Source organism: Aeromonas sp. ASNIH1, assembly GCF_002934285.1.
Lineage (GTDB): Bacteria > Pseudomonadota > Gammaproteobacteria > Enterobacterales > Aeromonadaceae > Aeromonas > Aeromonas caviae.
On sequence record NZ_CP026228.1, the window covers coordinates 1,014,962 to 1,038,043 of the forward strand.

General features: G+C 62.6%; 24 protein-coding genes. 12 read left to right on the forward strand and 12 right to left on the reverse strand.

The genetic code is table 11. The features are described 5' to 3' along the window. Positions 1-22 precede the first annotated feature (22 nt). Positions 23-2,578 (forward strand): DNA mismatch repair protein MutS, encoded by a 2,556-nt coding sequence (mutS, locus tag C2U37_RS04890; RefSeq protein ID WP_104451926.1) that lies wholly within the window; start codon positions 23-25, stop codon positions 2,576-2,578. Between the two features lie 75 nt (positions 2,579-2,653). Here mutS and C2U37_RS04895 read toward each other — a convergent pair whose 3' ends face one another. Beyond that, on the reverse strand, positions 2,654-4,252 hold the full coding sequence (locus C2U37_RS04895) for a BCCT family transporter (RefSeq protein WP_104451927.1): 1,599 nt from the start codon (positions 4,250-4,252) through the stop codon (positions 2,654-2,656). A 9-nt stretch (positions 4,253-4,261) separates the two neighbouring features. After that, the gene (locus C2U37_RS04900) at positions 4,262-4,789 is read right to left on the reverse strand and encodes a hypothetical protein (RefSeq protein ID WP_010672814.1); all 528 of its coding nucleotides are present in this window, start codon (positions 4,787-4,789) and stop codon (positions 4,262-4,264) included. Positions 4,790-4,952: 163 nt separating this feature from the next. Between C2U37_RS04900 and C2U37_RS04905 the strand changes: the two genes are divergently transcribed. Next, on the forward strand, positions 4,953-5,432 hold the full coding sequence (locus C2U37_RS04905) for a MarR family winged helix-turn-helix transcriptional regulator (protein WP_010672813.1): 480 nt from the start codon (positions 4,953-4,955) through the stop codon (positions 5,430-5,432). A 61-nt stretch (positions 5,433-5,493) separates the two neighbouring features. On the opposite strand, the gene C2U37_RS04910 is transcribed toward C2U37_RS04905, so the two are convergent. Next, positions 5,494-6,075, reverse strand: coding sequence for a YjaG family protein (locus tag C2U37_RS04910; protein ID WP_104451928.1), 582 nt, complete (start codon positions 6,073-6,075; stop codon positions 5,494-5,496). A gap of 161 nt (positions 6,076-6,236) precedes the next feature. Between C2U37_RS04910 and C2U37_RS04915 the strand changes: the two genes are divergently transcribed. Continuing rightward, the gene (locus tag C2U37_RS04915; RefSeq protein WP_043152907.1) at positions 6,237-7,181 is read left to right on the forward strand and encodes a D-2-hydroxyacid dehydrogenase; all 945 of its coding nucleotides are present in this window, start codon (positions 6,237-6,239) and stop codon (positions 7,179-7,181) included. A 63-nt stretch (positions 7,182-7,244) separates the two neighbouring features. Here C2U37_RS04915 and mepM read toward each other — a convergent pair whose 3' ends face one another. After that, positions 7,245-8,582: a murein DD-endopeptidase MepM gene (gene mepM, locus C2U37_RS04920; protein ID WP_041212320.1), complete on the reverse strand. Its 1,338-nt coding sequence runs from the start codon at positions 8,580-8,582 to the stop codon at positions 7,245-7,247. 270 nt (positions 8,583-8,852) lie between these two features. Here mepM and C2U37_RS04925 point away from each other — a divergent pair, with 270 nt between their 5' ends. Both C2U37_RS04925 and C2U37_RS04930 read left to right on the forward strand, forming a co-directional pair. After that, positions 8,853-10,154 carry a LapD/MoxY N-terminal periplasmic domain-containing protein gene (locus tag C2U37_RS04925; RefSeq protein WP_104451929.1) on the forward strand — a complete coding sequence of 434 codons (1,302 nt, stop codon included), beginning with the start codon at positions 8,853-8,855 and terminating at the stop codon, positions 10,152-10,154. Beyond that, positions 10,151-11,092: a TAXI family TRAP transporter solute-binding subunit gene (locus C2U37_RS04930; protein ID WP_104451930.1), complete on the forward strand. Its 942-nt coding sequence runs from the start codon at positions 10,151-10,153 to the stop codon at positions 11,090-11,092. The genes C2U37_RS04925 and C2U37_RS04930 overlap by 4 nt, the downstream gene beginning before the upstream one ends. Here C2U37_RS04930 and C2U37_RS04935 read toward each other — a convergent pair. Then, a complete protein-coding gene (locus tag C2U37_RS04935) occupies positions 11,087-11,761 on the reverse strand; it encodes a transglutaminase-like cysteine peptidase (protein ID WP_104451931.1) in 675 nt (224 codons plus the stop codon). The two genes, C2U37_RS04930 and C2U37_RS04935, sit on opposite strands and share 6 nt — an antisense overlap. 76 nt (positions 11,762-11,837) lie before the next feature. Beyond that, positions 11,838-12,776 (reverse strand): zinc ABC transporter substrate-binding protein ZnuA, encoded by a 939-nt coding sequence (gene znuA, locus C2U37_RS04940; RefSeq protein WP_104451932.1) that lies wholly within the window; start codon positions 12,774-12,776, stop codon positions 11,838-11,840. A 94-nt stretch (positions 12,777-12,870) separates the two neighbouring features. Between znuA and znuC the strand changes: the two genes are divergently transcribed. Both znuC and znuB read left to right on the forward strand, forming a co-directional pair. Then, complete coding sequence (gene znuC, locus C2U37_RS04945) at positions 12,871-13,635, forward strand: zinc ABC transporter ATP-binding protein ZnuC (protein ID WP_010672804.1); 765 nt, start codon at positions 12,871-12,873, stop codon at positions 13,633-13,635. 9 nt (positions 13,636-13,644) lie between these two features. After that, a complete protein-coding gene (gene znuB, locus C2U37_RS04950) occupies positions 13,645-14,424 on the forward strand; it encodes a zinc ABC transporter permease subunit ZnuB (protein WP_010672803.1) in 780 nt (259 codons plus the stop codon). A 104-nt stretch (positions 14,425-14,528) separates the two neighbouring features. Here the strand turns inward: znuB and C2U37_RS04955 are convergent, their stop codons facing one another. Continuing rightward, a complete protein-coding gene (locus C2U37_RS04955) occupies positions 14,529-15,446 on the reverse strand; it encodes a LysR substrate-binding domain-containing protein (RefSeq protein ID WP_104451933.1) in 918 nt (305 codons plus the stop codon). 91 nt (positions 15,447-15,537) lie between these two features. Between C2U37_RS04955 and C2U37_RS04960 the strand changes: the two genes are divergently transcribed. Then, on the forward strand, positions 15,538-16,395 hold the full coding sequence (locus C2U37_RS04960) for a DMT family transporter (protein ID WP_010672801.1): 858 nt from the start codon (positions 15,538-15,540) through the stop codon (positions 16,393-16,395). Here the strand turns inward: C2U37_RS04960 and C2U37_RS04965 are convergent. Then, complete coding sequence (locus C2U37_RS04965; RefSeq protein WP_104451934.1) at positions 16,392-16,982, reverse strand: uracil-DNA glycosylase family protein; 591 nt, start codon at positions 16,980-16,982, stop codon at positions 16,392-16,394. The two genes, C2U37_RS04960 and C2U37_RS04965, sit on opposite strands and share 4 nt — an antisense overlap. A gap of 102 nt (positions 16,983-17,084) precedes the next feature. Between C2U37_RS04965 and rarD the strand changes: the two genes are divergently transcribed. Next, on the forward strand, positions 17,085-17,978 hold the full coding sequence (gene rarD, locus C2U37_RS04970; protein ID WP_104451935.1) for an EamA family transporter RarD: 894 nt from the start codon (positions 17,085-17,087) through the stop codon (positions 17,976-17,978). Beyond that, entirely contained in the window at positions 17,975-18,310 is a 336-nt protein-coding gene (locus tag C2U37_RS04975) for a GIY-YIG nuclease family protein (protein ID WP_048209007.1), read from the forward strand. The genes rarD and C2U37_RS04975 overlap by 4 nt, the downstream gene beginning before the upstream one ends. Positions 18,311-18,360: 50 nt before the next feature. On the opposite strand, the gene pspG is transcribed toward C2U37_RS04975, so the two are convergent. The 4 genes from pspG to C2U37_RS04995 all read right to left on the reverse strand — a co-directional run bounded on the left by pspG (position 18,361) and on the right by C2U37_RS04995 (position 20,433). Next, positions 18,361-18,579, reverse strand: a complete 219-nt coding sequence (gene pspG, locus C2U37_RS04980; protein ID WP_010672797.1) for an envelope stress response protein PspG — start codon at positions 18,577-18,579, stop codon at positions 18,361-18,363. Between the two features lie 47 nt (positions 18,580-18,626). Further along, positions 18,627-18,833 carry a PspC domain-containing protein gene (locus C2U37_RS04985; protein WP_010672796.1) on the reverse strand — a complete coding sequence of 69 codons (207 nt, stop codon included), beginning with the start codon at positions 18,831-18,833 and terminating at the stop codon, positions 18,627-18,629. Positions 18,834-18,835: 2 nt separating this feature from the next. After that, the gene (gene pspA / locus C2U37_RS04990; protein WP_010672795.1) at positions 18,836-19,498 is read right to left on the reverse strand and encodes a phage shock protein PspA; all 663 of its coding nucleotides are present in this window, start codon (positions 19,496-19,498) and stop codon (positions 18,836-18,838) included. A 206-nt stretch (positions 19,499-19,704) separates the two neighbouring features. Further along, entirely contained in the window at positions 19,705-20,433 is a 729-nt protein-coding gene (locus C2U37_RS04995; RefSeq protein ID WP_039039739.1) for a 1-acylglycerol-3-phosphate O-acyltransferase, read from the reverse strand. Between the two features lie 163 nt (positions 20,434-20,596). Between C2U37_RS04995 and C2U37_RS05000 the strand changes: the two genes are divergently transcribed. Beyond that, positions 20,597-20,977: a hypothetical protein gene (locus C2U37_RS05000; RefSeq protein WP_039039817.1), complete on the forward strand. Its 381-nt coding sequence runs from the start codon at positions 20,597-20,599 to the stop codon at positions 20,975-20,977. A gap of 55 nt (positions 20,978-21,032) precedes the next feature. Beyond that, complete coding sequence (locus C2U37_RS05005; RefSeq protein ID WP_199770508.1) at positions 21,033-23,075, forward strand: protein-disulfide reductase DsbD family protein; 2,043 nt, start codon at positions 21,033-21,035, stop codon at positions 23,073-23,075. Positions 23,076-23,082: the final 7 nt, after the last annotated feature.

A 23,082-nucleotide genomic window follows, 5' to 3' on the forward strand; every position in this document is an offset into this window, starting at 1 on the left:
GCATGTAAAGAGAGATAACTACATGTCAGCAATAGAGAATCTCCACAATCACACACCAATGATGCAGCAGTATCTGACCCTCAAGGCCGAGAACCCGGAGATCCTGCTGTTTTATCGCATGGGTGACTTCTACGAGCTCTTCTACGACGACGCCCGCAAGGCCTCCCAGCTGCTCGACATCTCCCTGACCAAGCGCGGCCAGTCGGCCGGCAGCCCCATCCCGATGGCCGGGGTGCCCTATCACGCCATCGAGGGGTATCTCGCCAAGCTGGTACAGCTCGGCGAATCGGCCGCCATCTGCGAGCAGGTGGGGGACCCCGCCACCAGCAAGGGGCCGGTGGAGCGCAAGGTCATTCGCATCATCACCCCAGGTACCGTCTCCGACGAGGCGCTGCTCAGCGAGCGGCAGGACAACCTGATCGCCGCCGTCTACCACGATGGCCGCCGCTTCGGTTACGGCACCATGGACATCGGCTCCGGCCGCTTCTTCATCAACCAGTTCGAGAAAGAAGAGACCCTGCTGGCGGAGCTGCAACGCACCAATCCGGCGGAGCTGCTCTACCCCGAATCGTTCGCCTTCCTGCACCATGTCGAGGGTCGCCGCGGTCTGCGCCGCCGCCCGGAGTGGGAGTTCGAGCTCGGCACCGCCCGCAAGCTCTTGTGCCAGCAGTTCGGCACCCAGGATCTGGTGGGCTTTGGGGTCGAGCAGAGCGAGACCGCCCTGTGCGCCGCCGGCTGCCTGATGCAGTACGTGAAAGACACCCAGCGCACCGCCCTGCCCCACATTCGCAGCGTGCGCCTGGAGCAGCCCGATCATGCGGTCATCATGGATGCCGCCACCCGCCGCAATCTGGAGCTGACCCAGAATCTGGCCGGCGGTCACGACAACACCCTCTCCGCCGTGCTCGATTGCACCGCCACGCCGATGGGCAGCCGCCTGCTCAAGCGCTGGATCCACCAGCCGATCCGCGATCGGGTGATCCTCAAAGGTCGCCAGAGCACCATCAAGGAGCTCATCGAGCAGAACCTCTATGACGAGCTGGGGAGCCTGCTGCGCCAGGTCGGCGACGTGGAGCGGGTGCTGGCGCGTCTCGCCCTGCGCAGTGCCCGCCCGCGCGATCTGACCCGGCTGCGGCAGGCTTTCGCTCAGCTGCCCGAGTTGCAGCGTCTGCTGGCGGAGAGCGAGCACGAGGCGGTGCAGCAGCTGCGCGAGCGGGCGAGCACCTTCCCCGAGCTGTTCGACCTGCTGGAGCGTGCCGTGATGGAGGTGCCGCCGGTGCTCATCCGCGATGGCGGCGTCATCCGTGAAGGGTTCAATCAGGAGCTGGACGAGCTGCGGGATCTGGCCAATGGCGCCACCGCCAGCCTGGCCCGCATCGAGGAGCGGGAGAAGGCGCTCACCGGCATCAACACCCTCAAGGTGGGCTACAACAAGGTGCACGGCTTCTATATCGAGGTGAGCCGCGCCAACAGCCACCTGGTGCCGGCCCACTACATCCGCCGCCAGACGCTGAAAAACAACGAGCGCTACATCATCGATGAGCTGAAGAAGTACGAGGACAAGGTGCTCACCGCCCAGGCCCAGGCGCTGGCGCTGGAAAAACGTCTCTACGAAGAGCTGCTCGACGCCCTGCTGCCCCACCTCGGCGATCTGCAGGAGTCTGCTGCCGCACTGGCGGAGCTGGACGTGCTGGCCAACCTGGCCGAGCGGGCAGAGACCCTCGACTATCGCTGCCCCACCCTCATCGACGAGGATCAGATCCTCATCGAGGCGGGCCGCCATCCGGTGGTGGAGCAGGTGATGACCGACCCCTTCATCGCCAACCCGATACGGCTGGAGCGGGAGCGGCGGATGCTGATCATCACCGGCCCCAACATGGGCGGTAAATCCACTTACATGCGCCAGACCGCACTCATCGTGCTGCTGGCCCATATCGGCGCATTCGTGCCCGCCGACAGCGCCCGCATCGGCCCCATCGACCGCATCTTCACCCGCATCGGAGCGTCGGATGATCTCGCCTCCGGCCGCTCCACCTTTATGGTGGAGATGACCGAAACCGCCAATATCCTCAACAACGCCACCGCCCGCAGTCTGGTGCTGATGGACGAAATTGGCCGCGGCACCAGCACCTACGACGGCCTCTCCCTGGCCTGGGCCTGCGCCGAGCAGCTGGCAAGCAAGATTGGCGCCTACACCCTGTTTGCCACCCACTACTTTGAGCTGACCCGCCTGCCCGAGCTGATGAGCGGGCTGGCCAACGTCCACCTAGATGCGGTGGAGCACGGCGACACCATCGCCTTCATGCACGCGGTGCAGGAAGGTGCGGCCAGCCGCTCCTACGGCCTGCAGGTAGCGGCGCTGGCCGGGGTGCCGAAATCGGTGATCCACCAGGCCCGCCACAAGCTGCACGAGCTGGAGAGTGCAACTCCGGTGGCCGCCGGCGAAAGCCGTCCGGCTCCGGTCACTCTCGCCCCGCAACCCCATCCTGTGGTGGAGGAGCTGGCAGCAGTACGCCCGGACGAGCTGACCCCGCGACAGGCCCTTGACCTGCTCTATCGACTCAAGCAGATGCTGTAGCTACCGACCGCCGAACAGGCATGAAAAAGGGGAACCGCGAGGTTCCCCTTTCGTTTGACCGAACCTGTTATGTCATCAGCCCGGACCGATGCGATCCATCAGGCTCAGATTGACCGACCCCGGATGGCGCTTGAGCTTCTGCCTGTATTCGAACTGGTGCTGGCTCTCCTGTTTGAGCCCCTGCATCAGGGAGTAGCACATGGCCAGCATGATGACCGAGAAGGGCAGCGCGGCGATGATGCTGGCGGCCTGCAGGGCGGCAAGCCCGCCGGAGACCAGCAGAATGGCCGCGACCAGCCCCTGCCCCAGTCCCCAGATGGCGCGGTGCAGCACCGGGGGATCCTGGTCGCCGATGGAGAGCAGCGTCGTAATCACGAGCGTGCCCGAGTCGCTGGAGGTGATGAAGTAGGTGCAGATAAGCAGGGTCAGCACCCCCTTGGCAATCCAGCCGAAGGTCTCCCAGTGCAGCAGTTCCACCGTCTTGTAGAGCGCCATGGTGACATCCTGATTGACCGCTTCCACTACGCCGCCGCCACCGAACAGCTCCAGGTTCATGGCAGTCCCGCCGAACACGGTGAGCCAGAGCATGCCGAGCAGAGAGGGCACTAGCAGAACACCGAGCACGAATTCACGGATCGTGCGCCCCTTGGAGATGCGAGCGATGAACATGCCGACAAAGGGTGCCCACGCAATCCACCAGCCCCAGTAGAACGCGGTCCAGCTAGACTGCCAGGACGAGGTACCGTTGGCTTCGGTATTGGTCCAGAAGCTCAGCTTGACGATGTTCTGCAGGTAATCACCGATGTTCTGCACATAGGCGTTGAGGATGTAGGTGGTCGGCCCCAGCACCAGGAAGAGGCCAAGCACGAACACGCTCAACCAGATATTGAGTTCGGAGAGGATCTTCACCCCGCGCCCGACACCGGAGATGGCCGACAGGGTGGCAATCAGGCTGATGCCACCGATGAGCCAGAGCTGGTTCGCTTGTGACACGCCCATGCCGAACATCTGGTTGAGGCCGGTGTTCATCTGGGAGACGCCCAGCCCAAGGGAGGTCGCCACCCCGAACACGGTACCGAACACCGCCAGCACGTCGGCGGCATGGCCCCAGAAGCCGTAGATGCGATCGCCAAGAATGGGATAGAGCACGGAGCGGATGGCCAGCGGCAACTTGCGCCGGTAGCTGAAGAAGGCCAGCGACAGGCCGACGATCACATAGATGGCCCAGGGGTGCAGACCCCAGTGGAAGAAGGTGAGGCGCATGGCGATCTGGGCCGCTTCTGGCGTCATGCCTTCGGTGATGAAGGGGTTGCCCTGCAGGTGATACATGGGCTCGGCGATGCTCCAGAACACCAGGCCTATGCCCATGCCTGCGCTGAACAGCATGGAGAACCAGGCAAAGTAGCCAAACTCCGGTACCTGGTCGTCGTCGCCCAGCCGGATGCTGCCAAAGCGGCTGAACATCAGGTAGACGGCGAAGAACAGGAACAGGGCGACCACCAGGATGTAATACCACTTGAAGCCAGCAATGATGGTGTCCTTGGCCCCGGTAAACCAGGTGCCTGCGGTATCCGGATCAAAGACGCCGAACAGCAGGAAGAGGGTCACGATGGTGAGGGCCGTCATGGCCATGGTGGGATTGAGGCCTTTCAAAAGCCCTTTGGTTGCTCGCATCGGGCCTCCTTAGTCGTTGTTGAAAAAGTCTTCACCCACGTGATCGCCGGCACCGCCGATGGCGCGATAGGCCAGACGACCTGCCACCTGCTCACGGTGATCCACCAGGGTCACCGACGGCTGACCGTTCACTGCGTGGCGTTTGCCAAGGAAGATCGCCATGGGCACCCCCAGATTGGAGACACCGCTGGTGATCCAGAGGCGGTTGAAGTCATAGGAGCCACCGATGAACTCCAGCTGTGCCAGTCCATTGTCCAGACCCGCCAGATAAAAGTTCATGGCACTCTCGTCGGGGAAGAGGTGAACCAGCACATAGGCATAGCGCAACTCATTGACCAACTCCTTTAGACTAAAAGAACCTGTGTTGCTGCAAGAGAGCGGCAGCTCGCCATCGTAGTGGTGTACCTTGAGGTTGTTGGGGTCCTCGTCATAAGCAGGTTGATAACGCACAAATGCCGCGGTATCCGGCAGTTCATAGCGAACTCTGACCACACGCAGGTCGGCAACCAGGGACTTGATATCCAGGTCGTCATGCATGATTTCACTCCTCAAATATCGGGTTGGAATGGGGCAATTGTCCGATAACCTAACACAATATTCATTAGAGCTAAAACCATTACATCAAAAACCATATTGACCTTGTTATGGATTAGGCGGAGAATTTCGCGCCTCTCCACAGCTCTGCGATGACCTAGACCCCATGGAAAAACATGATGAAGTGCTGATCGCCCTGCGCCAGATCATCCGTGCCATCGACATGCACTCCAAGCGCTTGATCAAGGAGGCCGGCCTGACCTCGCCCCAGCTCCTGCTGCTCAAGGGGATCGACGAGCTTGGCCAGATCTCCATGCGCCAGCTGGCGGATCACACCAACATGAGCCAGGCCACCGCCACCACCATCATGGACCGGCTGGAGAGCCGCCAGCTGGTGCAGCGCATTCGCAGCGAAACCGACAAACGCAAGGTGCATGCGACGCTCACTGACGCGGGACGCGCCCTGCTTGCCCAGGCTCCGACCCCCTTGCAGGAGAGTTTCATTCAACGCTTTCAGGCACTGGAGAACTGGGAGCAGGGGTTGTTGCTCTCATCCCTGCAACGCATCTCCGCCATGATGAATGCCGACGGCATCGATGCCGCCCCCGTGCTGAGTGTCAGCCCCCTGACTGAAGAGCGGGCCTGAACCGCAGCCATAAAAAAAGCTCCCGACCGGGAGCTTTTTCTATGGGCAGTACGCGATGGCGTTACGCCTCCAGGCTGATGCCGATGTTGGAGACGCCGTCCTGGGCCGCGAAGGCGCGGATGGCAAGGATGCGGTCGCTGTCCCGTTCATGGGCCACCCGTTTGAGCAGTTCGACCTGGAACTCCAGCTCCGCCTCCATGTACTCGTGCTCATAGAGCTCATCATCGCTGAGGTCCCGCTCTTCCAGCATCTCGATGAAGCCGGCGACCGTGCCGACAGACGCATGGCTGGCGTCGTTGGCTTCTTCCCCCACCCGGCAGATCACCGAGTTGTAGGCACAACCCAGCGCCACGCAGGCGTCCAGTGCCGGATAGGCGCCGTAGGATTCAAACTTGCGGGGATCGGGAATGTAGACTTCAAACGCTTCCAGAATGGCACCAAGATTGACGCGGGATCCCTTGACCGTCAGGTAGTTCCACATCTGATCCAGCGCGTGACGGAATGCCCTCGCATCCCCGGAACCGGAGGCCTGGGTAAAGAGCACATAGTTGGGGTACATGCGCTCTGCCAGCGCCAGGGTATAGACGGTTTGCTGCCAGGGCTGCAGCTCGGCCAGTCGCTTATAAAACTTGTCACCAAACACTGGAGTCGGATCCTTTGCAAAATGTGGGGCAGATTGTAGCCCACGAGGGCCCCGTCTAAAAATGAAAAAGCGCCCTGCTCGACTATCTTGCCCGATCAACTGGGGTAAGATGGAGACAGCATCCCTCTCGCCTTGCCATAAACACGATAAGGAACAAGAGTATGAGCCAACGTACCCTGCTGCTGTTGAGTCAGGACAACAGCCACTATGAACGCCTGCTCAAGGCGGCCCATCTTCCCCATCTGCACATTCTTCGGGCCGACAATCAGGCCGAGGCCGAACAGCTTATCGGTGACGCTCATATCCTGATGGCCGAGCCTGCCCGGGCCAAGCCGCTGCTGGCCAAGGCCGGCAAGCTCAGCTGGCTCCAGTCCACTTATGCCGGGGTCGACGTGCTGCTGGACGCCAGTTGCCGCCGCGACTACCTGCTCACCAATGTCCGCGGCATCTTCGGCCCCTTGATGAGCGAGTATGTGTTCGGCCATCTGCTCAGCCTGACCCGCCAGTTGCCACTCTATCGCGAGCAGCAGCAACAGGGCGTCTGGCAGAGCCATCCCTATCAGGGCTTGAAGGGAAAGACGCTGCTGCTGCTCGGCACCGGCAGCATAGGGCAGCATATCGCCCACACCGGCAAACATTTTGGCATGAGGGTGCTCGGCATCAGCCACAGTGGCCGTGAGCGTGCCGGGTTCGATCAGGTGTACCAATTGCCGGCACTCAACAAGATGCTGGCCCAGGCCGATGTCATCGTCAGCGTGCTGCCCGCCACCCGCGAGACACGCCATCTCTTCACCGCCGAACGCTTCGGCCACTGCAAACCGGGCGCCATCTTCTTCAACGTCGGCAGGGGCAATGCCGTCCATGAGGGGGATCTGCTGGCGGCACTGCAAGCCGGCAAGCCCGCCATGGCGGTGCTCGATGTGTTCGAGCAGGAACCCCTGCCCGCTGACAGCCCGCTCTGGCACCAGCCCAATCTCATCGTGACGCCCCACAACAGCGCCTACAGCTTCCCGGAAGATGTGGCCCAGATCTTCATCCGCAACTACATCCGCTTCATCGATGGTCAGCAGCTGGACGGCAGGATCGACTTTGACAAGGGTTATTGAAGCCGTTCTGCAATGAAAAGGCCCCGCCAGTTTGCGGGGCCTTTTTCGTCAGGAGGGAGCCGTTCAGCCCGCCTCCATCTCTTTGCGGTAGCTCTTCACCTTGGCGAGGAACTGACGCTTGTCCTTACCGGAGAGCGGCTCCGCCATCGGCAGCTTGATCTTCATGGGATCCACCGGGCGGTTGTTGATGCGCACCTCGTAGTGCAGGTGAGCACCGGTGGAGCGGCCCGTGTTGCCGGAGAGGGCAATCTTGTCACCCATCTTCACCTTCTGACCCGGCTTGACCAGCAGCTTGCTCAGGTGCAGATAACGGGTCATCAGGGTACGGCCGTGCTTGATCACAACATAGGTGCCTGCCAGCGGGTGGCTGGTTGCCTTGAGGACCACACCATCACCGGTCGCCATGATGGGCGTGCCTACCGGCAGGGCAAAGTCGGTCCCCTCATGGGGCCGGACCTGCCCGGTAATGGGATGACGGCGATTCGGGTTGAAACTGGAGCTGACCCGGTAACGGCTGTGAGTCGGATAACGGCGGAAGCCGCGCTCCAGGCTGTTTGCCTGACCGTCATAATAGTTGCCATCTTCCGACAACCAGGCTGACACGGCCTTGCCCTGGCTGAACACCTCGACCCCCAGCAACTGGGTATTGCCCGTACTCTTACCGTCGACCGTCTCCTGACGGACCAGCACCTTGAACTTGTCACCTTTTTTCAAATCCTTGGCGAAGTTGAGGCGCCACTGGAACAGGTTGGCAATCTTCTGGATGTGGTTGGCCGGGATACCGGCATTGCGGGCGCTGACGTAGAAGCTGCCGTTGATGACACCGTCATAGCTCTTCTGCTGCCACTCTACCTCTTCATTGAGCATGTTGGCGCTATAGGTGTCGTCGGTACGCTCCAGCACCAGGGTCTGCTTGATGTTCAGGCGGATCTTCAACTGCTGCAGAATGTTGTCCTGATCGATCAGCAACTCGATGGTCTGACCGGGTTTGAGACGCGCCAGGTTGTTCTTGGCATCCGCATCCAGCACCTTGTAGAGGGTGGTGGTGGACAGCCCCAGGTTGTTGAAGATGGTGGTCAGGTTCTCGCCATTGCGAACCCGGTAATCTTGCCATTGAGGCGTGGCATCCGCCGGGATGTCGTCTTCGGGAGCGGCTGACTCGACCAGCTCGTGATCCGGAATGTCGTTGAAGTCGGTGTTGTCTTCGTTGGTTGCGGTGCCCGTGGTGGCGATCGGCAACTCCAGACGCAGTGGCCGCTCCAGGATGTCACCGGGAGCTGGCAATACGGCTACCGCTGACAGCGTCATGGCCGTGAGCAATAGCATGGCATAGAAATGCTTGCGGGGAACCGGGGGTTCCCAATTGGCAGCCTGGGCTACCAAGGGACGGAGACGTTTCATCCGCTATCCTGTTATTAGATCTAAGGGTGGTGGTTGTGGGTCTGTTTTTATGAGTTTTTATTATGAAAACCGAATATCTGGCTTTTAGACCTAAATACTTACAAAAAGTTCATAGCTCCATGCACGAAACTCACATTTTATGCATAACCTTCCAGCATAGGCAGAAATGATCGTCATTTTCAGCCATTTTTTTCTATTTTTAAGAACCAAGTCCGGTTGTGGTGCTCTCCGGCCCAGAAAATGTTGCAAAAACATCTCCATGGAGTGGGTATGTCATTGGCAAAATTGTTAAATGTAATCATCCTAATCCTCTTCACCATCGGCGCCGCGCTGCTGCTCGTGCTGGAGATCACGACGGTACGACAGTCTATTCTCGACCAGATGTCGGCCAACCTTGAAACCGCCATCACCGCACTGGGGCTGGTGCTGCAGGGCACTCTGCTCAACGATGACAAGGTCCTTGCCGAGACCATAGTGAACGCCATGTTCGACGGAGGTTTCGTCAACTCCGTCGTCCTGCTGGATCCGGATGGCCAGGTGCTGTTCCAGAAGGTGTTCCACACCGCACAGCAAAATATTCCAGGCTGGCTCCCCTCTGTTATCGACATGCCGCCGGTCAAAATTGAGCAGGAGTTGACCGACGGCTGGCGTATTCTCGGTACCCTCACGCTCGAGGGGCACAAGGGTTACGCCTACCAGCATCTGTGGAACGCCATCAGTCGTACCGGGCTCGCGTTGCTCGTCGGCCTGCTGGTGTTCAGCCTGGTGATCACCTGGGTGTGCCGCCGCCTGATGCACCCCCTCGAACAAGTCAGTCTGCAGCTAACCCGGATCCGCAAACGCCAGTTCAGCGGCAACCTGCCAACCCCGTGGCTTCGCGAATTGCAGGAAGTCGTCGTCTCCATCAACCAGTTGGTCTCCGAACGCAAACGGGACCTGCTGCAACAACGGCTGAAGATCACCCAGCTTGGCAAGCACGACGCCCTCCCGACCCACCAGAAGCTCGTTGGTCTGGTCGACACCGATGGCAACACCTATCAGCAGCATTTCTTCTCCACTCAGGGGAGTATCAGGCTCTACAGCCGCCTGCTACCCAAGCCCCCCCCCACCACGGACAGCTCGCCGGATGAAATTCGGGCGCTGCTCAACGACTGGCTGACCCAGAAGGCGGAAGGGCTCCAGCTACCTCTCAGCCTGCTCGGCCATCCAGACTGGGCGCAGTTTGCCCCCGTGCTGGCCAGCGCTCGTGGCAAGACACTGGACTGGCGCTGGGATCTGGCTATCTTCCCTCCCCTGGCCGAGGAGCGACTGACTGCACTCCAGTCCCAGGGGATTGAGCTGGCGTTCAGCAATATCCCGATGAACAACGACAATCTGGCCAGGCTCGACCCCATCAGACCCGTCTTCATCAGTTGCCAGCTCACCCAGTCCCCCCTTTATTGGAACCTGCTCTCCCAATGCCTCCATGCTTCCGGCTACACCTTGCTGGCGGAAGCCGGCGACGTGAGCGATGTAGACATGCTGCGCAGTTGGGGCATCGATGGTTATGCCACTCAGGAGAATGCATCATGAGGATCCCGCTGCTGCTGCTTGCCCTGCTGTGGCAACCGACCCTGCACGCGACCACCATGACCATAGGCACCGGGGGGGAGCAAGGCATCTATTACCAGGTCATCAAGGAGTTCTGCAGACTGGCCAAAAAAAGTGACCCCACGATGCCCTGCAAACTGCAGGCCAGCTCCGGGTCCATCGAAAATCTCCGCCAGCTGAAAGCGGGAGAGGTCCCCTATGCCCTCGTCCAGTCAGACTGGCTCTATCAGGCCCGCCAGGGCACGGGGCCTTTCGTTGCCCAACCACAACGCGAGCTGAGGGCTATCTTTGCCACCCACGCCGAACCTTTCACCATAGTGGTGCGAGCCGATGGGGATATCACCACCCTGGAGCAGCTCAAGCTGGCCCCCATCGACATGGGCCTGAAGAGTTCAGGGACTCGTCAAACGGCATTGGCCCTGTTCAATGCTCTGGGTGCAAAGGAGCAGGATCTTGATTTGAAGAGCGTCGCCAATCTCTCCGAAGCACTGTGCAGTAAACAGATCGATGCCTATGGCCTCGTCATGGGTCATCCCAACCGTATCGTGCTCGACACCGCCAAGCGCTGCGACGTGCGCTTCCTGGCGATCGAGGGGCCCGTCAGGGACCAGCTGCTCAAAGGAGTCAGGTATTACCAGCGCAGCCAGGTGCCGGCACGCATCTACCCGGGCAACCTCAAGGCAACCCCGACCTTCGCCATCGCGGCCACCCTGGTGACCAATGCCGCCACCCCGGATGAGGAGGTCTATCGGCTGACCCGGGCCATGCTGAGCCAGCAAACCAGTTTCAACGAACAGACCTATGGCTATGCGAACCTGTTTCACAAGGCGCGCAACAAGATAGGCCCGGTGCTGAGTGTCGAACAGCATCCGGGCGCGGCAAAATATTTCGAGGAGTTGAAGACGGCGGGCAAGTTATAGCTGGCGACGGGGGGAGCGAAAATGCTCGCTGGAGAAGCGGCTCTGCATCGAGGTCCACTGGGCCAGGCGATCGGCGCTCCCCGCCAGGGTTCCTTCGCGGCGGGATTTCATGATCCAGATGCTTTTGGCATCGAAACTGTAAACCGGCTGCAGATCATTGCGCTTGCTCCCCGGCAGGATGCGGCCATTGATGTTGTCCAGCACCAAGGGATCTGACTTGATGGTCGAGAAGTACAACGTCACCATGTGGAACTGGTTGTAACGGAGTGCCTTCACATAGGCCAGCCGCAGTTTCTTCTCGTCGACCCCCAGCTCCATCAGGGTGTAGTACTTGGCTATGCTGTAGTCCTCGCAATCCCCCCCTCTCGCCCCGATGAACTCCAGCGGATTGGCCCAATAATCATCATCCCCCCACAGTCTGGGATCCTCGCTATAGGTCAGGTTGTTGAAGTAGTTGTTCACCAACTCCAGCTTCTGCTGGTCCGTGGTTCCGGCCCTTGGCGTCAGCAGCCGAGAGAAGGCCTCGGACCGCTGGATCGCTCTGGCGCCATAGACCGCCTGCATTTTTGCCCTGAGTTCCGGGCTGGCGATGTGTTCGGAAAGACCGGATGCCTGTATGCCGGATCCCAGCAGGGTCAGCGTGCAGGCAGAGACGAGCAACCATTTCATGACTGACACTCCATATCAGATGCTGGAGGTCAGTATAGTTGGCCGCGCCGCCTCTATCGTCAATGTCGGGCAAGGCCTAGCGGCACTGGGCGAAGGCGTCCGCCAACTGCTGCATGAATTGCGGATAACCGTCCGGACCGAGAGGCACCTGCTCGCCGACTTCGTCCAGCAGCAGCACCTTGGCCTCGGTATTGCGGGCAACCGACTCGATCACCGCCGGGGAGAACTGCGGCTCGGCGTAGATGCAGCTCGCCTTTTTCTCTTCCAGCGCCTTGCGGATGTCAATCAGCGTCTTGGCTCCCGGGCGACGCTCCGGGCTCACGGTGAAGTGTCCCTTGGAGCTCATGCCGTAGTGGCGCTCCCAGTATCCATAGGCTTCGTGGAACACGAAGTAGCCCTTCTGATCCACCGCCTTCATCTGCACGGCGATCACCTTGTCCAGGGCGTCAACCTTGCCCTCGAAGGCCGCGAGATTGGCGGCATAGCGCGCCTGGTTGGCAGGGTCCAGCTTGCCCAGTTCGGTCGCAATCGCCTTGGCAATCACCTTGGCCTGGGTTGGACCCAGCCAGATGTGGGGATCCACCCCTTCGTGGTGGTGCCCTTCATGGCCCTCGTCGTGCGAGCCGTGGTCGTGGGCGGCATGGTCATGATCCTTGTCATCATGGTGATGCTCGTCATGCTCCCCCTGGGTCGCATAGTTGTACAGCGGCATGCCGGGAACCTGGGTCAGGGTCAATACATGAGGATGCCGGGCAAGGGGTTTGGCCATGAAGCCTTCCAGTTCCGGACCGACCCACACAACCAGATCGGCCTCGTTGATGCTGCGAATATCGGAAGGGCGCAGGGAAAAATCGTGGGGAGACGCGCCGGTGGGCAGCAGCACCCCGGGCTCGCTCACGCCATCGGTGATCGCCGCCGCGATGAAGCCCAGGGGTTTGATGGTGGTCAGCACCTCGAGGGCACGGACAGGCAGACTCACCGCCATCAGGGCAGTGATCAGAGCAAGAATTCGCATAGAGGTCTCGTCAGGGAATATGTGTGTGATAATATAACAAACCAACGTCGCTGTTATATTATAACTCTCACAGGCTGTAAACCCCGGAGCTGTCATGACCCAACTGGTGGAGCTGAAAGAGGTCTGTCTCTCATTTGACGGACGACTCGTGCTCGACAAGGTCTCCTTTACCCTGAACAAAGGCAAAATCACCACCCTGGTCGGCCCCAACGGGGCGGGCAAGAGCACTCTGAGCAAGCTGGTGCTGGGCTTGCTCCGCCCAGATTCGGGGGACATCGTCCGCCGCCGCGATCTGCGGGTCGGCTATGTACCCCAGCGCCTCTATCTGGACCCCACCCTCCCCCTGACGGTGCGCCGCTTCCTGCAGCTTGGCAAGAACAGCCGCCTCTCCATCGAGGAGGCCCTCAATCGGGTCGGTGCCCAGGATCTGCTGGACAACCGGATGCAAAAGCTCTCCGGTGGCGAGATGCAGCGGGTACTGCTAGCCCGCGCCCTGCTGGTCAAGCCCGAGCTGCTGGTGCTGGACGAACCGGTGCAAGGGGTAGATATCACGGGCCAGATCGAGCTCTATGCCCTCATCAGCCAGCTGGCCGCCGAGTTCCACTGCGCCGTGCTGATGGTCTCCCACGATCTGCACCTGGTGATGGCCAGCACTCACGAGGTGATCTGCCTCAATCGCCACGTCTGCTGCCACGGCGAGCCACAGAGCGTGGCCCGCCACCCGGAATTTGCCCGCCTGTTCGGGCGGCCGGAGCGGGAGGTGCTGGCGGTCTATACCCACCATCACCACTGCGATGGCGAACACCATCATCATGAACCGCAGGCTCCCGTCATCCGCCTGCCCTCTCGCAACAACTAGGAGCTTCACGTGGACAGCTTTCTGTTATACGCCCTCGCGGCCGGGCTCGGCATCGCCCTGCTGGCCGGGCCGCTTGGCAGCTTCGTGGTGTGGCGCAAGATGGCCTATTTTGGCGACACCCTCTCCCATGCCTGCCTCTTCGGCATCGCCCTCGGCATCCTGCTGCAGGTGGACCTCACCCTGGCGGTCGTGGTCTGCTGCCTCGCCATGGCGATGCTGCTGGTCATCATGAGCCGCAACCAGCAGGTGGCCACCGACACCCTGCTCGGCATTCTGGCCCACAGCGCCCTGTCGCTGGGTCTGGTCACCCTGAGCTTCATGGACAACGTGCGGGTGGATCTGATGGCCTACCTGTTTGGAGACCTGCTCTCGGTGCAGCCCATGGACCTGCTCTGGATCTACGGCGGCGGCGCCCTGGTGCTGCTCACCCTGTGGCGGCTCTGGGATCCCCTGCTCTCCATGACCATCTCGGAAGAGCTGGCCCGGGTGGAAGGGGTGCGGGTGGATGTGCTGCGCTGCGTGCTGATGTTGCTGATAGGCCTGGTCATCGCCGTGGCCATGAAGTTCGTCGGGGCGCTCATCATCACCTCCTTGCTGATCATTCCCGCCGCCACCGCCCGCCGCTTCAGCCAGACCCCGGAGCAGATGGCCGGCTTTGCCGCCCTGACAGGCTGTCTCGCCGTGCTGGGGGGCCTTGCCCTCTCCTGGTATCAGGACACCCCGGCCGGTCCTTCGGTCGTAGTCTGCGCCACCACCCTCTTTGTACTGAGCCAGTTCAAGCGCACCTGACCCGCTCCTGATGGCCCTGGTCTCGCCAGTGCCATCAGGCCTCCCGAATCAGACTCCTGCGTCGTGGGCTGCGCCGTCCATTCTGCATAGGGCCCCCAGCCCGTTCAGACGCGTCTGAGAGGCTCGTTTTCCCCGGGTCTCAGGCTCGCCTGCGACTCCTGCCACAGCCACTGACGCAACCGGCTGATGGCGGGTTCATGGGCGCGTGAGCACTTGAAGACGAAATAGAAGTTGTCGCCGGTCTCGAGGGCGTGCAGGGGCAACCGCACCAGACGCGGATCCTCCGGCTGCAACATGTAGTCATTGATGAGCGCCATTCCCTGGTCCCAGTTCGCCGCCTCCAGCGCGAGCAGGATATGGCTGAAATGGTGCACCCTCGCCTCGGGGGGAATGGTCATCCCCCCCATTTCGGCCCAGCGCCGCCAATCTTCCCCCTTCTCGCGGTAGATAGCCTGGATGGAGAGCAGCGGCAACTGCCACAGGGTGGCGGGCCACTCCCCTTCCACCTGCTGCCACATCCGGCGACTGCACACCGGCATCAGCCGCTCCCGATAGAGCAGATCGTGCATGTAGCCCGGCCCTTCGGGGGAGACGGTGATGAAACCGTCCGCCACCCTGTCGGAAAGCTCGGGATCTTCCGCCACCATCTCCAGGCTGAGATCCAGCTCGGGATAGAGCTGGCGCAGCCCGGCCAGGCGCGGGATCAGCCACTTCACCGCAAAGGAGCTGTAGACCGCGAGCCGCACCCGCATCTCGCCTCCACCGCGCAACTGCTCGCTGCTCTGGGCAATCTGGACCAGCCCGGCGGCGATCCCCTCGAAATAGATCTCCCCCTGGGGCGTCAGGGAGAGCAGTCGCCCCTGGCGCAGCAGCAGCCGCTCCCCCAGAAAATCCTCCAGCAGACGGATCTGGTGACTGACCGCACTCTGGCTGACATTGAGCTCCAGGGCGGCGCGGGAAAAACTCAGCAGGCGGGCAACCACCTCGAAATATTGAACGGCGCGCAGGGGGGGCAGCTTCATTATCCAAATTTCTCATGCGTGATGATTTTTTATCATTTTACTGGATAACAGACCGCGGGCTACCCTCCCCTCATCTGAATCTGGAGGTGGTATGAATGCAGTCGGAATAGGCATCCTCTATCTGGTGCTCGGCAACATGGTGGCGGTCTTCTCCGATGCCCTGGTCAAGGTGCTGGAGCCGGACCAGCCCATTTTCCAGTTTGTCTTTTTCCGCCAGCTCTCCGCGGCCCTGCTGCTCGCCCCCTGGCTGCTCTGGTCCTGGCGGCGCAACCCGCCGGTAGCCCTCAAGTGGCACCTGCTGCGGGCCCACATCTGGGCCGTCGGCGTCTGCCTGATGGTGGTCGCCCTCACCCGGCTGCCGCTCGCCACCGCCAACGCCCTCTTCTATGCCGCCCCGCTGCTGATGGTGCCGCTCGCGGTCTGGCTGGCGGGGGAGGCACTCTCGCGCCAGAAGGTGCTGACGGCGCTGCTCGGCTTCGTCGGGGTGCTCATCGTGCTGCGCCCGACCGAGGTAAACTGGGCCGCCCTGGCGGCGCTCGGGGTGGCGCTCTCCCTGGCGGTCAACAACCTGCTGATCAAGCGCATCCCGCTCCAGCAGCCCATCGCCCAGACCCTGTTTTTCACCAATGTCCTGAGCATGCCCTTCATCCTGGCGCTGGCCTGGTGGGAGGGGGGCGAGTGGCAATGGCAGATGTGGTGGCCCGCCTTCGGCTCCTCGGCGCTCATCATGGTCTACGCGGGGCTGTGCGTGATGGCCTATCGCAAGGCGGAGGCGAGCAAGATCGCCTCGGCGGAGTACACCGGGCTGCTGATGGCGGTCGCCATCGGGGTCTGGCTGTTTGACGAACAGCCGGGGCTGCCGCTGCTGCTGGGGTGCCTGTGCATCATACTGCCGCTGGTCGCCATGGCCCGCAGCAAGCCCAAGCCCCAGGCCGAGCCGGCGCTCTAGCCTGCCGGGTCAAGCAGGGGGGCGACCCGCTGCTGCAGATGGGGGATCACCGCCTGCTCGAACCAGGGGTTCTTCCTGAGCCAGAGGGTGTTGCGCGGGGACGGGTGCGGCAGCGGCAACCAGGCCGGGCCATAGTCCGCCCAGTGTCGCACCGTCTCGGTGAGCGATCCTTTCGCCGCCGCCCTCAGGTAGTAAGCCTGCGCATACTGGCCGATGAGCAGGGTCAGCTCGATGTTGGGCAGCAGCATCAGTACCTTGTCGTGCCAGGTGGGGGCACATTCCGGACGCGGCGGCAGATCCCCCGACTTGCCCCTGCCGGGGTAACAGAGCCCCATGGGCATGATGGCGATGCGGGATTCATCGTAAAAGGTGGCCTTGTCCACCCCGAGCCACAAGCGCAGCCGATCGCCGGAGGGATCGTCCCAGGGGATGCCGCTGGCGTGTACCCGGGTGCCGGGGGCCTGGCCGATCATGAGCAGACGGGCGCGCTCGTTGCCGCGGATCACCGGCCTTGGGCCGAGCGGCAGGTGGGCCTCGCACAGGCGGCAGGCCCGGATCTGTTCAAACAGGGGGTCGAGTCGGTTCATGGGCCCGATAGTACCAGAGTTTTCTCCCCGCTCCCGCTTGTGAAAGGGGCGGCGGATACTTATCATGCAGCCGCCATTGTTTAGTTTAATAAACGGAGAGAGATGAAGAACTGGATGGGCACCGGCAGCGCGGCCCTCTCATTCGTGCTGTGGGGCATGCTGCCCCTCTATTACCAGTTCATGCCCGAGATCAACATGTGGGAACTGCTTTCCCACCGGGTGCTCTGGTCCGTGGTGCTGCTGGGAGGCCTGCTTCTGCTCCTCGGCCAGCGGGTACCCTGGGGGGCCCTGCGCGGCGATCCCCGGCAGCTCGGCCTCGTGCTGCTGGCGGGCCCCGTGATGTCCATCAGCTGGTGCATGTTCACCTGGTGCCTGACCACGGGCCAGGTGCTGGCCACCAGCCTCGCCTTCTTCATGACCCCGCTGTTCAACATCGCTTTTGCGGTGCTCTTCCTCAAAGAGAAGCTCACCCCGCAAAAACACCTGGCGGTGGCGCTCGCCCTGGCGGGGCTCGCCTACATGCTCTTCTCCTACGGCCAGCTGCCCTGGTTCTCCCTTGTGATGGGGGCCAACTTCGCCCTCTACGGCCTCATCAAGAAGAAGGTGAAACTGGATGCCGGCACCAGCCTCTACCTGGAGTCCCTGGTACAACTGCCCGTCGCCCTCATAATCATCGGCTGGCTGACCTTGCAGGGCACCAGCCAGTTTATGGCCGGTGACTGGACCGAGCGCCTGCTGCTGATGGGCAGTGCCCCCGCCACCCTGCTGCCGGTGGGGCTGTTCTGCTATGCGGTGGCGCGCACGCCCATGAGCACGGTGGGGCTGCTGCAATACATAGAGCCGAGCCTCGCCTTCCTGCTCGCCCTCTTCTGGTTTGGCGAGATCCCGGATCCGGTGAAATCCGTGGGCTTTGCCTTCGTCTGGGCCGGCCTGCTGGTGAGCCTGCTGCCCCTGCACCGGCTTGGGCGCCAGCGGGCCAGGTGGCGTACCTCGTGACCCTCGCCACCCCCACTCCCTCCCGCTGGTTTGTCTATCTGGTGCGCACCGGCACCGGAGCACTCTATGCGGGGATCAGCACGGATCCCGAGCGGCGACTGCGTCAGCACCAGAGCGGCAAGGGTGCCAGAGCCCTGCGCGGCAAGGGCCCCCTCTCCCTGGTATGGCAGCAGGAGGTCCCCGGCAAACGCGAGGCGCTGCGCCTCGAGTACCGCCTCAAGCAGCAGAGCAAGGCGTTCAAGGAGCGCCTGGTGCACGAGCCGGCGTTGTGGCACGGCTGGAGCCTTTCCTGGCTTGCCACCCCGCACACCGACCCTGTGTCGCCCCCATAAAAAGGGCCACTGCAAGCAGTGGCCAAGGAAGGATGCGAAATCAGGGAGGCTTAACGGTAGGTGTTCGACTGCTTGCGCCTGTTGCTGAGGAGCCAGCACACCACCAGCACCACCAGCAACCAGGGCGCCAGCTTGATGATGAGGGCAAACATGCCGGCCAGGGCGCCAAACAGCACGAAGACCCCGCTCACCAGCAGCATGGCCAGCACGGTGAATCCGGTCAGCGCCATGCCGATCAGCACCAGGATCAAGACGATAAATTCCAGCATGTTGTGCTCCTCACGGGCTTGCACTTGCCGACGGGGCGATCCGGAGATCACCCCAGCCAGCGTTGAAGTTCACGGCGGGGAGGCATGACGAGCACCCCCACCAGATAGAGCGCCAGGGCCAGCGGCGGCATCAGGATCAGGGCGAGCAGGGCCACCACCCGCACCGTCACTCTGGACACCCCCAGCCCTCTGGCAAGACCGGCGCAGACCCCGGTCAGCTTGCGATGGGCGAGATCCTTGGGCCAGGGTGTCATGGTTATGCCTCCACCTTCTGACCTTTGAGCCGGGCCAGCTCCCGCTCAATCTCGTCGTTCAGCTCCAACTCGCGGAACTGGGCCTCGAGGGACGGATTCTGCCCCAGGGTCGCCGCCTCCAGCTGGGCCTCCAGCTGATCGACCCGGTTCTGGAAGCCGTCGAAGCGGGCCACCAGCTCGTGCATGCGCTGGTTGTCCACCTGGGCACGGGCGCGGATGCGGCTGTGGGCGGTCTGCTCGCGCAGGGTCAGCATCTTCTGCTTCTCCCGCGCCTCGGTCAGCTTGGCCGCCAGTCGCTCGCTGTCGGCGGTGAGCTGGGCCAGCACCTCGGCCACCCGCGCCTTGTCCTCTTCCAGCCGCTCGCACTGCTTCATCTCCGCCAGCTTCTCGGTGAGGGCGGCACGGGCCAGATCTTCGCGGCCCTTCTGGATGGCGAGTTCGGCCTTGGCTGCCCACTCCTGGATCTGGTTGCGCAGCGCCTGCTGATGGCGCTCCAGCTGTTTCTGTTCGGCGATGACGCGGGCGGCCTGGGTTCTCATCTCGACCTGGACCTGCTCCATCTCCTCGATCATCAGCCGCAGCATCTTCTCCGGCTCTTCGCTCTTGTCGAGCAGGCTGTGCAGGTTGGCATTGATCACGTCGGTCAGGCGGCTGAATACGCTCATGGTCTGGCTCCTTGTTGATGGGGTGTCACTCTCTTCCCATGACATTACAAGAGCCGTGCCAGAATGTTTTTGCCTTTATTTACAATTAGATGAAAGTTAACGATGGATGTTCACCGGATACAACGTGGTGAAAAAAACCAACAAGATGGTGATTTTCACCAATAAAAAAGGGAGCCAGCGGCTCCCTCTCTTCTCTGCAACCGGGCTCAGGCCGCCGGTCGATGGCCGAGCTTGCCATCCAGCTCCGCCAGCTTGGCTTCCATCTTCTCCCGGCAGGTGTCGGAGAGCTCGCGAATGCCAGCGGCGCCGTGCTCCTTGCTGCACACCGGGGCCATCACCTCCAGCAGCACCTCGCCGTTGTCCCAGCGGTTGAGATCGACCTGACCGAAGTAGCTGGAGCAGACGATGGGCACCACGGGCACCTCGGCCTGGACGGCAGTGTGGAAGGCCCCCGCCTTGAACGGCAGCAGACCGCGCCCCTGGGAGCGGGTCCCCTCCGGGAACATCCAGATGGAGGTGCCGCGATGCTTGATGCGATCCACCACCTGGCCGATGGTGCCGATGGCGCGGGAGCGGTTGGAGCGGTCGATCAGCACGTTGCCGGAAAGCCAGAAGATGAGGCCGAAGAAGGGGAGCCACAGCAGGCTCTTCTTGCCCACCGCCACCACGCCGGGCTGCACGGCGCCGGTCACGGTGAAGATGTCGTAGTTGCTCTGGTGATTGCAGACGTAGACCGCCGGTCCCACCGATTTGACCTCGTCGGCCACCGTCACCCGGACCTTGAGGCCGATCAGCGGGCAGACCGCATGATACATGCGGGCGAAGACATAGACGTTGTTCGGGTGGCGCGGGCGCACCAGACAAAGCAACAGGCCGAACAGGAACCAGAAGACGAGCAGCAGTGCCAGCAGCAGCACACGGGCAAGTTTGAGCATCGAACACCTCGGAATTTGACTCGGCGCAGTATACTGGTCCCCCTTTTAGCGAACAAGCGTTCGCCAGACAGAACCGACCAGCCCCGGACGTCACCGGTCACCCCGGCTTGCCCCACCCGCCATTGCCCGCTAGGATGTGGCCATCTTGATGAACGGGGCGAGCATGATTTTGCAACAACGCGCGGCGACACGACTCCTGCTGCTGGTCTGCCTGCTGGTGCTCAATTGCGCGGCCCAGCCGCTGGCCCGCCTCGCCCTGCTCGATCACGCAGTGAGTTGCCAGACCCTGCCCCAGTTTGCCTCAGCCGACGACCAGGCCGACAAGGGCACGCCCGCCAGTGTGCAGCCCAACAGCTGCCAGCTCAACGGCAAGTGGCTGAGCGCCGCCAGTCTGCTGTGCGTGGAGCAACTCTTCTTCGCCATCGCCTTCGTGATTGCCCTGCTGGTGCCCCTGTCACGGCGCGCGCCGGCACTGCCTCCCCCCATCAATGTCTCGCCGCCGGAGCGGCGACTGCACCTCACCCTCTGCGTCTGGCGGGAATGAGTTCAGCCGCGCTTTTTCAGCCTGCTGTCACTCATTTTTTTGCGAGACCCAACACATGTCGAATCTCTTCAAGGCGGCCCTGCTACTGGGCAGCCTGCTGTGGCAATCCAGCGGATTGGCCAGCGATACGGGGTGGCTCACCCGCCCCCAGAACAGTCACGCCAAGGTCAGGCTGCAAGCCGACCGCAGCGTCCCGGATCAGACCCGCATCCTGCTCGATGTCCAGCTGGAGTCAGGCTGGAAGACCTACTGGCACAGCCCGGGTGAAGGGGGCATAGCGCCCCAGATCCTGTGGGATGAGCCGGTCGGCGACTTCCAGTGGCACTGGCCCACTCCGCGCCCCTTCGAGGTCGCCGGGCTCAGCACCCAGGGCTATCAGGAGCAGGTACGCTTCCCCCTGAGCCTGGGCTACCCGGCCGGACAGCCGCTCAAGGGCACCTTGCGCCTCTCCACCTGCAGCAATGTCTGCATCCTGACCGACTACCCCTTCACCCTGGCGGCGGATGGGCAGGCGCCGGCCGGCTTTGACTTCGCCTGGGCCCGGGCCATGAGCACCCTGCCACAGACGCTGCCCGCCGACACCCGGGTCGAGCTCGGCTACCAGCACAACCTGCTGCAACTGCGGGCCGAGCGGGCAGAAGGCTGGCAGGAACCTGCGCTCTTCATCGATGCGCTGGAGGGGGCCGAGTTCGGCAAGCCCGCGCTCGAGGTAAGCGGCACCACCCTGATCGCCCGGGTGCCGGTCAGCGACGGCTGGCAGGGGGATGCCCCTGACTTGCGCGGTCAATCCCTCGGCCTGCTGCTCGGTAGCGGCGATCAGGCCTGGCAGACCCGCGCCACCATCGCCGATCCCCTCGCCCTGCCGGCACCAGGGCAGCCACTTCTCTGGCTGCTGGGGGCGGCGCTGCTCGGCGGCCTCATCCTCAACCTGATGCCCTGCGTGCTGCCGGTGCTGGCCCTGAAACTCGGCACAGTGTTGCAGCAGCAGGAGCGCGAACAAGGAGGCGTGCGCAAGCAGTTCCTCGCCGCCAGCGCCGGGATCATTGCCTCATTCTGGGTGCTGGCAGCCATGAGCAGCCTGCTGCGCGCCACACAAGGGGCCGTAGGTTGGGGGATCCAGTTCCAGAGCGCTGGTTTCATCGGCTTCATGGTGGCGGTGACCCTGCTGTTTTGCGCCAACCTGCTGGGACTGTTCGAGATAAGGTTGCCCAGCAATCTCAGCACTCGCCTCGCCACCCGCGGCGGCGAGGGGCTCGGCGGCCACTTCCTGCAAGGGAGCTTCGCCACCCTGCTCGCGACCCCCTGCTCGGCCCCCTTCCTCGGCACCGCGGTGGCCTTTGCCCTGGCGGCGCCCCTCGGCCAGCTCTGGCTCATCTTCACGGCCCTCGGCCTTGGCATGAGCCTGCCCTGGCTGCTGGTGGCGGCCCTGCCGCGCCTCGCCCTCTGGCTGCCCAAACCGGGCCGCTGGATGGGGCGACTGCGCATCCTGCTCGGGCTGATGATGCTGGGCTCCAGCCTCTGGCTGGCGAGCCTGCTTGGCAACCATCTGGGCACCACGGCCACCGGCTGGCTGATGGCCGCCATGGTGCTGGCGCTGCTGATGGGCATCCTCTGGCGCTATGGCCTGCGCAGTTTCACCCTGGCCCTCTCTCTCTCGGCACTCATCGGCGGCGCCCTGCTGCTGGGGGGCGCCCTCACGGTGAAAGGGAGTGGCAGCGTCGATCGCATCGCCTGGCAGCCCCTCTCCGAACAGGCCATCGCCGACGCCCTGGCCCAGAACAAGCGGATCTTCGTGGATGTGACCGCCGACTGGTGCGTCACCTGCAAGGCCAACAAATACAACGTGCTGCTGCGTGACGAGGTGCAGCGCGCCCTGTCGGCCCCGGACGTGGTGGCCCTTCGCGGCGACTGGAGCCGGCCGAGCGATGCCATTTCCGCCTTCCTGCGCCAGCGTGGCGCCGCCGCCGTTCCCTTCAACCAGATCTACGGGCCCGGCCTGCCGGAAGGGGAGATCCTCTCTCCCCTGCTGGACAAGGCCGACTTGCTCGACAGCTTGCACAAGGCCGGCCTCGTTCAGGCCGATGCCACCCATTTCTAAGGAGAAT

Coding starts and splice junctions, on each gene's coding strand:
- rarD (WP_104451935.1), top strand. CDS start 17,085: ATGAAGAACTGGATGGGCACCGGCAGCGCGGCCCTCTCATTCGTGCTG.
- C2U37_RS04985 (WP_010672796.1), bottom strand. CDS start 18,833: ATGACACCCTGGCCCAAGGATCTCGCCCATCGCAAGCTGACCGGGGTC.
- C2U37_RS04900 (WP_010672814.1), bottom strand. CDS start 4,789: ATGCATGACGACCTGGATATCAAGTCCCTGGTTGCCGACCTGCGTGTG.
- C2U37_RS04905 (WP_010672813.1), top strand. CDS start 4,953: ATGGAAAAACATGATGAAGTGCTGATCGCCCTGCGCCAGATCATCCGT.
- C2U37_RS04895 (WP_104451927.1), bottom strand. CDS start 4,252: ATGCGAGCAACCAAAGGGCTTTTGAAAGGCCTCAATCCCACCATGGCC.
- C2U37_RS05005 (WP_199770508.1), top strand. CDS start 21,033: ATGTCGAATCTCTTCAAGGCGGCCCTGCTACTGGGCAGCCTGCTGTGG.
- C2U37_RS04925 (WP_104451929.1), top strand. CDS start 8,853: ATGTCATTGGCAAAATTGTTAAATGTAATCATCCTAATCCTCTTCACC.
- C2U37_RS04915 (WP_043152907.1), top strand. CDS start 6,237: ATGAGCCAACGTACCCTGCTGCTGTTGAGTCAGGACAACAGCCACTAT.
- mepM (WP_041212320.1), bottom strand. CDS start 8,582: ATGAAACGTCTCCGTCCCTTGGTAGCCCAGGCTGCCAATTGGGAACCC.
- znuC (WP_010672804.1), top strand. CDS start 12,871: ATGACCCAACTGGTGGAGCTGAAAGAGGTCTGTCTCTCATTTGACGGA.
- C2U37_RS05000 (WP_039039817.1), top strand. CDS start 20,597: ATGATTTTGCAACAACGCGCGGCGACACGACTCCTGCTGCTGGTCTGC.
- pspA (WP_010672795.1), bottom strand. CDS start 19,498: ATGAGCGTATTCAGCCGCCTGACCGACGTGATCAATGCCAACCTGCAC.
- C2U37_RS04965 (WP_104451934.1), bottom strand. CDS start 16,982: ATGAACCGACTCGACCCCCTGTTTGAACAGATCCGGGCCTGCCGCCTG.
- znuA (WP_104451932.1), bottom strand. CDS start 12,776: ATGCGAATTCTTGCTCTGATCACTGCCCTGATGGCGGTGAGTCTGCCT.
- C2U37_RS04960 (WP_010672801.1), top strand. CDS start 15,538: ATGAATGCAGTCGGAATAGGCATCCTCTATCTGGTGCTCGGCAACATG.
- C2U37_RS04935 (WP_104451931.1), bottom strand. CDS start 11,761: ATGAAATGGTTGCTCGTCTCTGCCTGCACGCTGACCCTGCTGGGATCC.
- C2U37_RS04995 (WP_039039739.1), bottom strand. CDS start 20,433: ATGCTCAAACTTGCCCGTGTGCTGCTGCTGGCACTGCTGCTCGTCTTC.
- pspG (WP_010672797.1), bottom strand. CDS start 18,579: ATGCTGGAATTTATCGTCTTGATCCTGGTGCTGATCGGCATGGCGCTG.
- C2U37_RS04955 (WP_104451933.1), bottom strand. CDS start 15,446: ATGAAGCTGCCCCCCCTGCGCGCCGTTCAATATTTCGAGGTGGTTGCC.
- mutS (WP_104451926.1), top strand. CDS start 23: ATGTCAGCAATAGAGAATCTCCACAATCACACACCAATGATGCAGCAG.
- C2U37_RS04930 (WP_104451930.1), top strand. CDS start 10,151: ATGAGGATCCCGCTGCTGCTGCTTGCCCTGCTGTGGCAACCGACCCTG.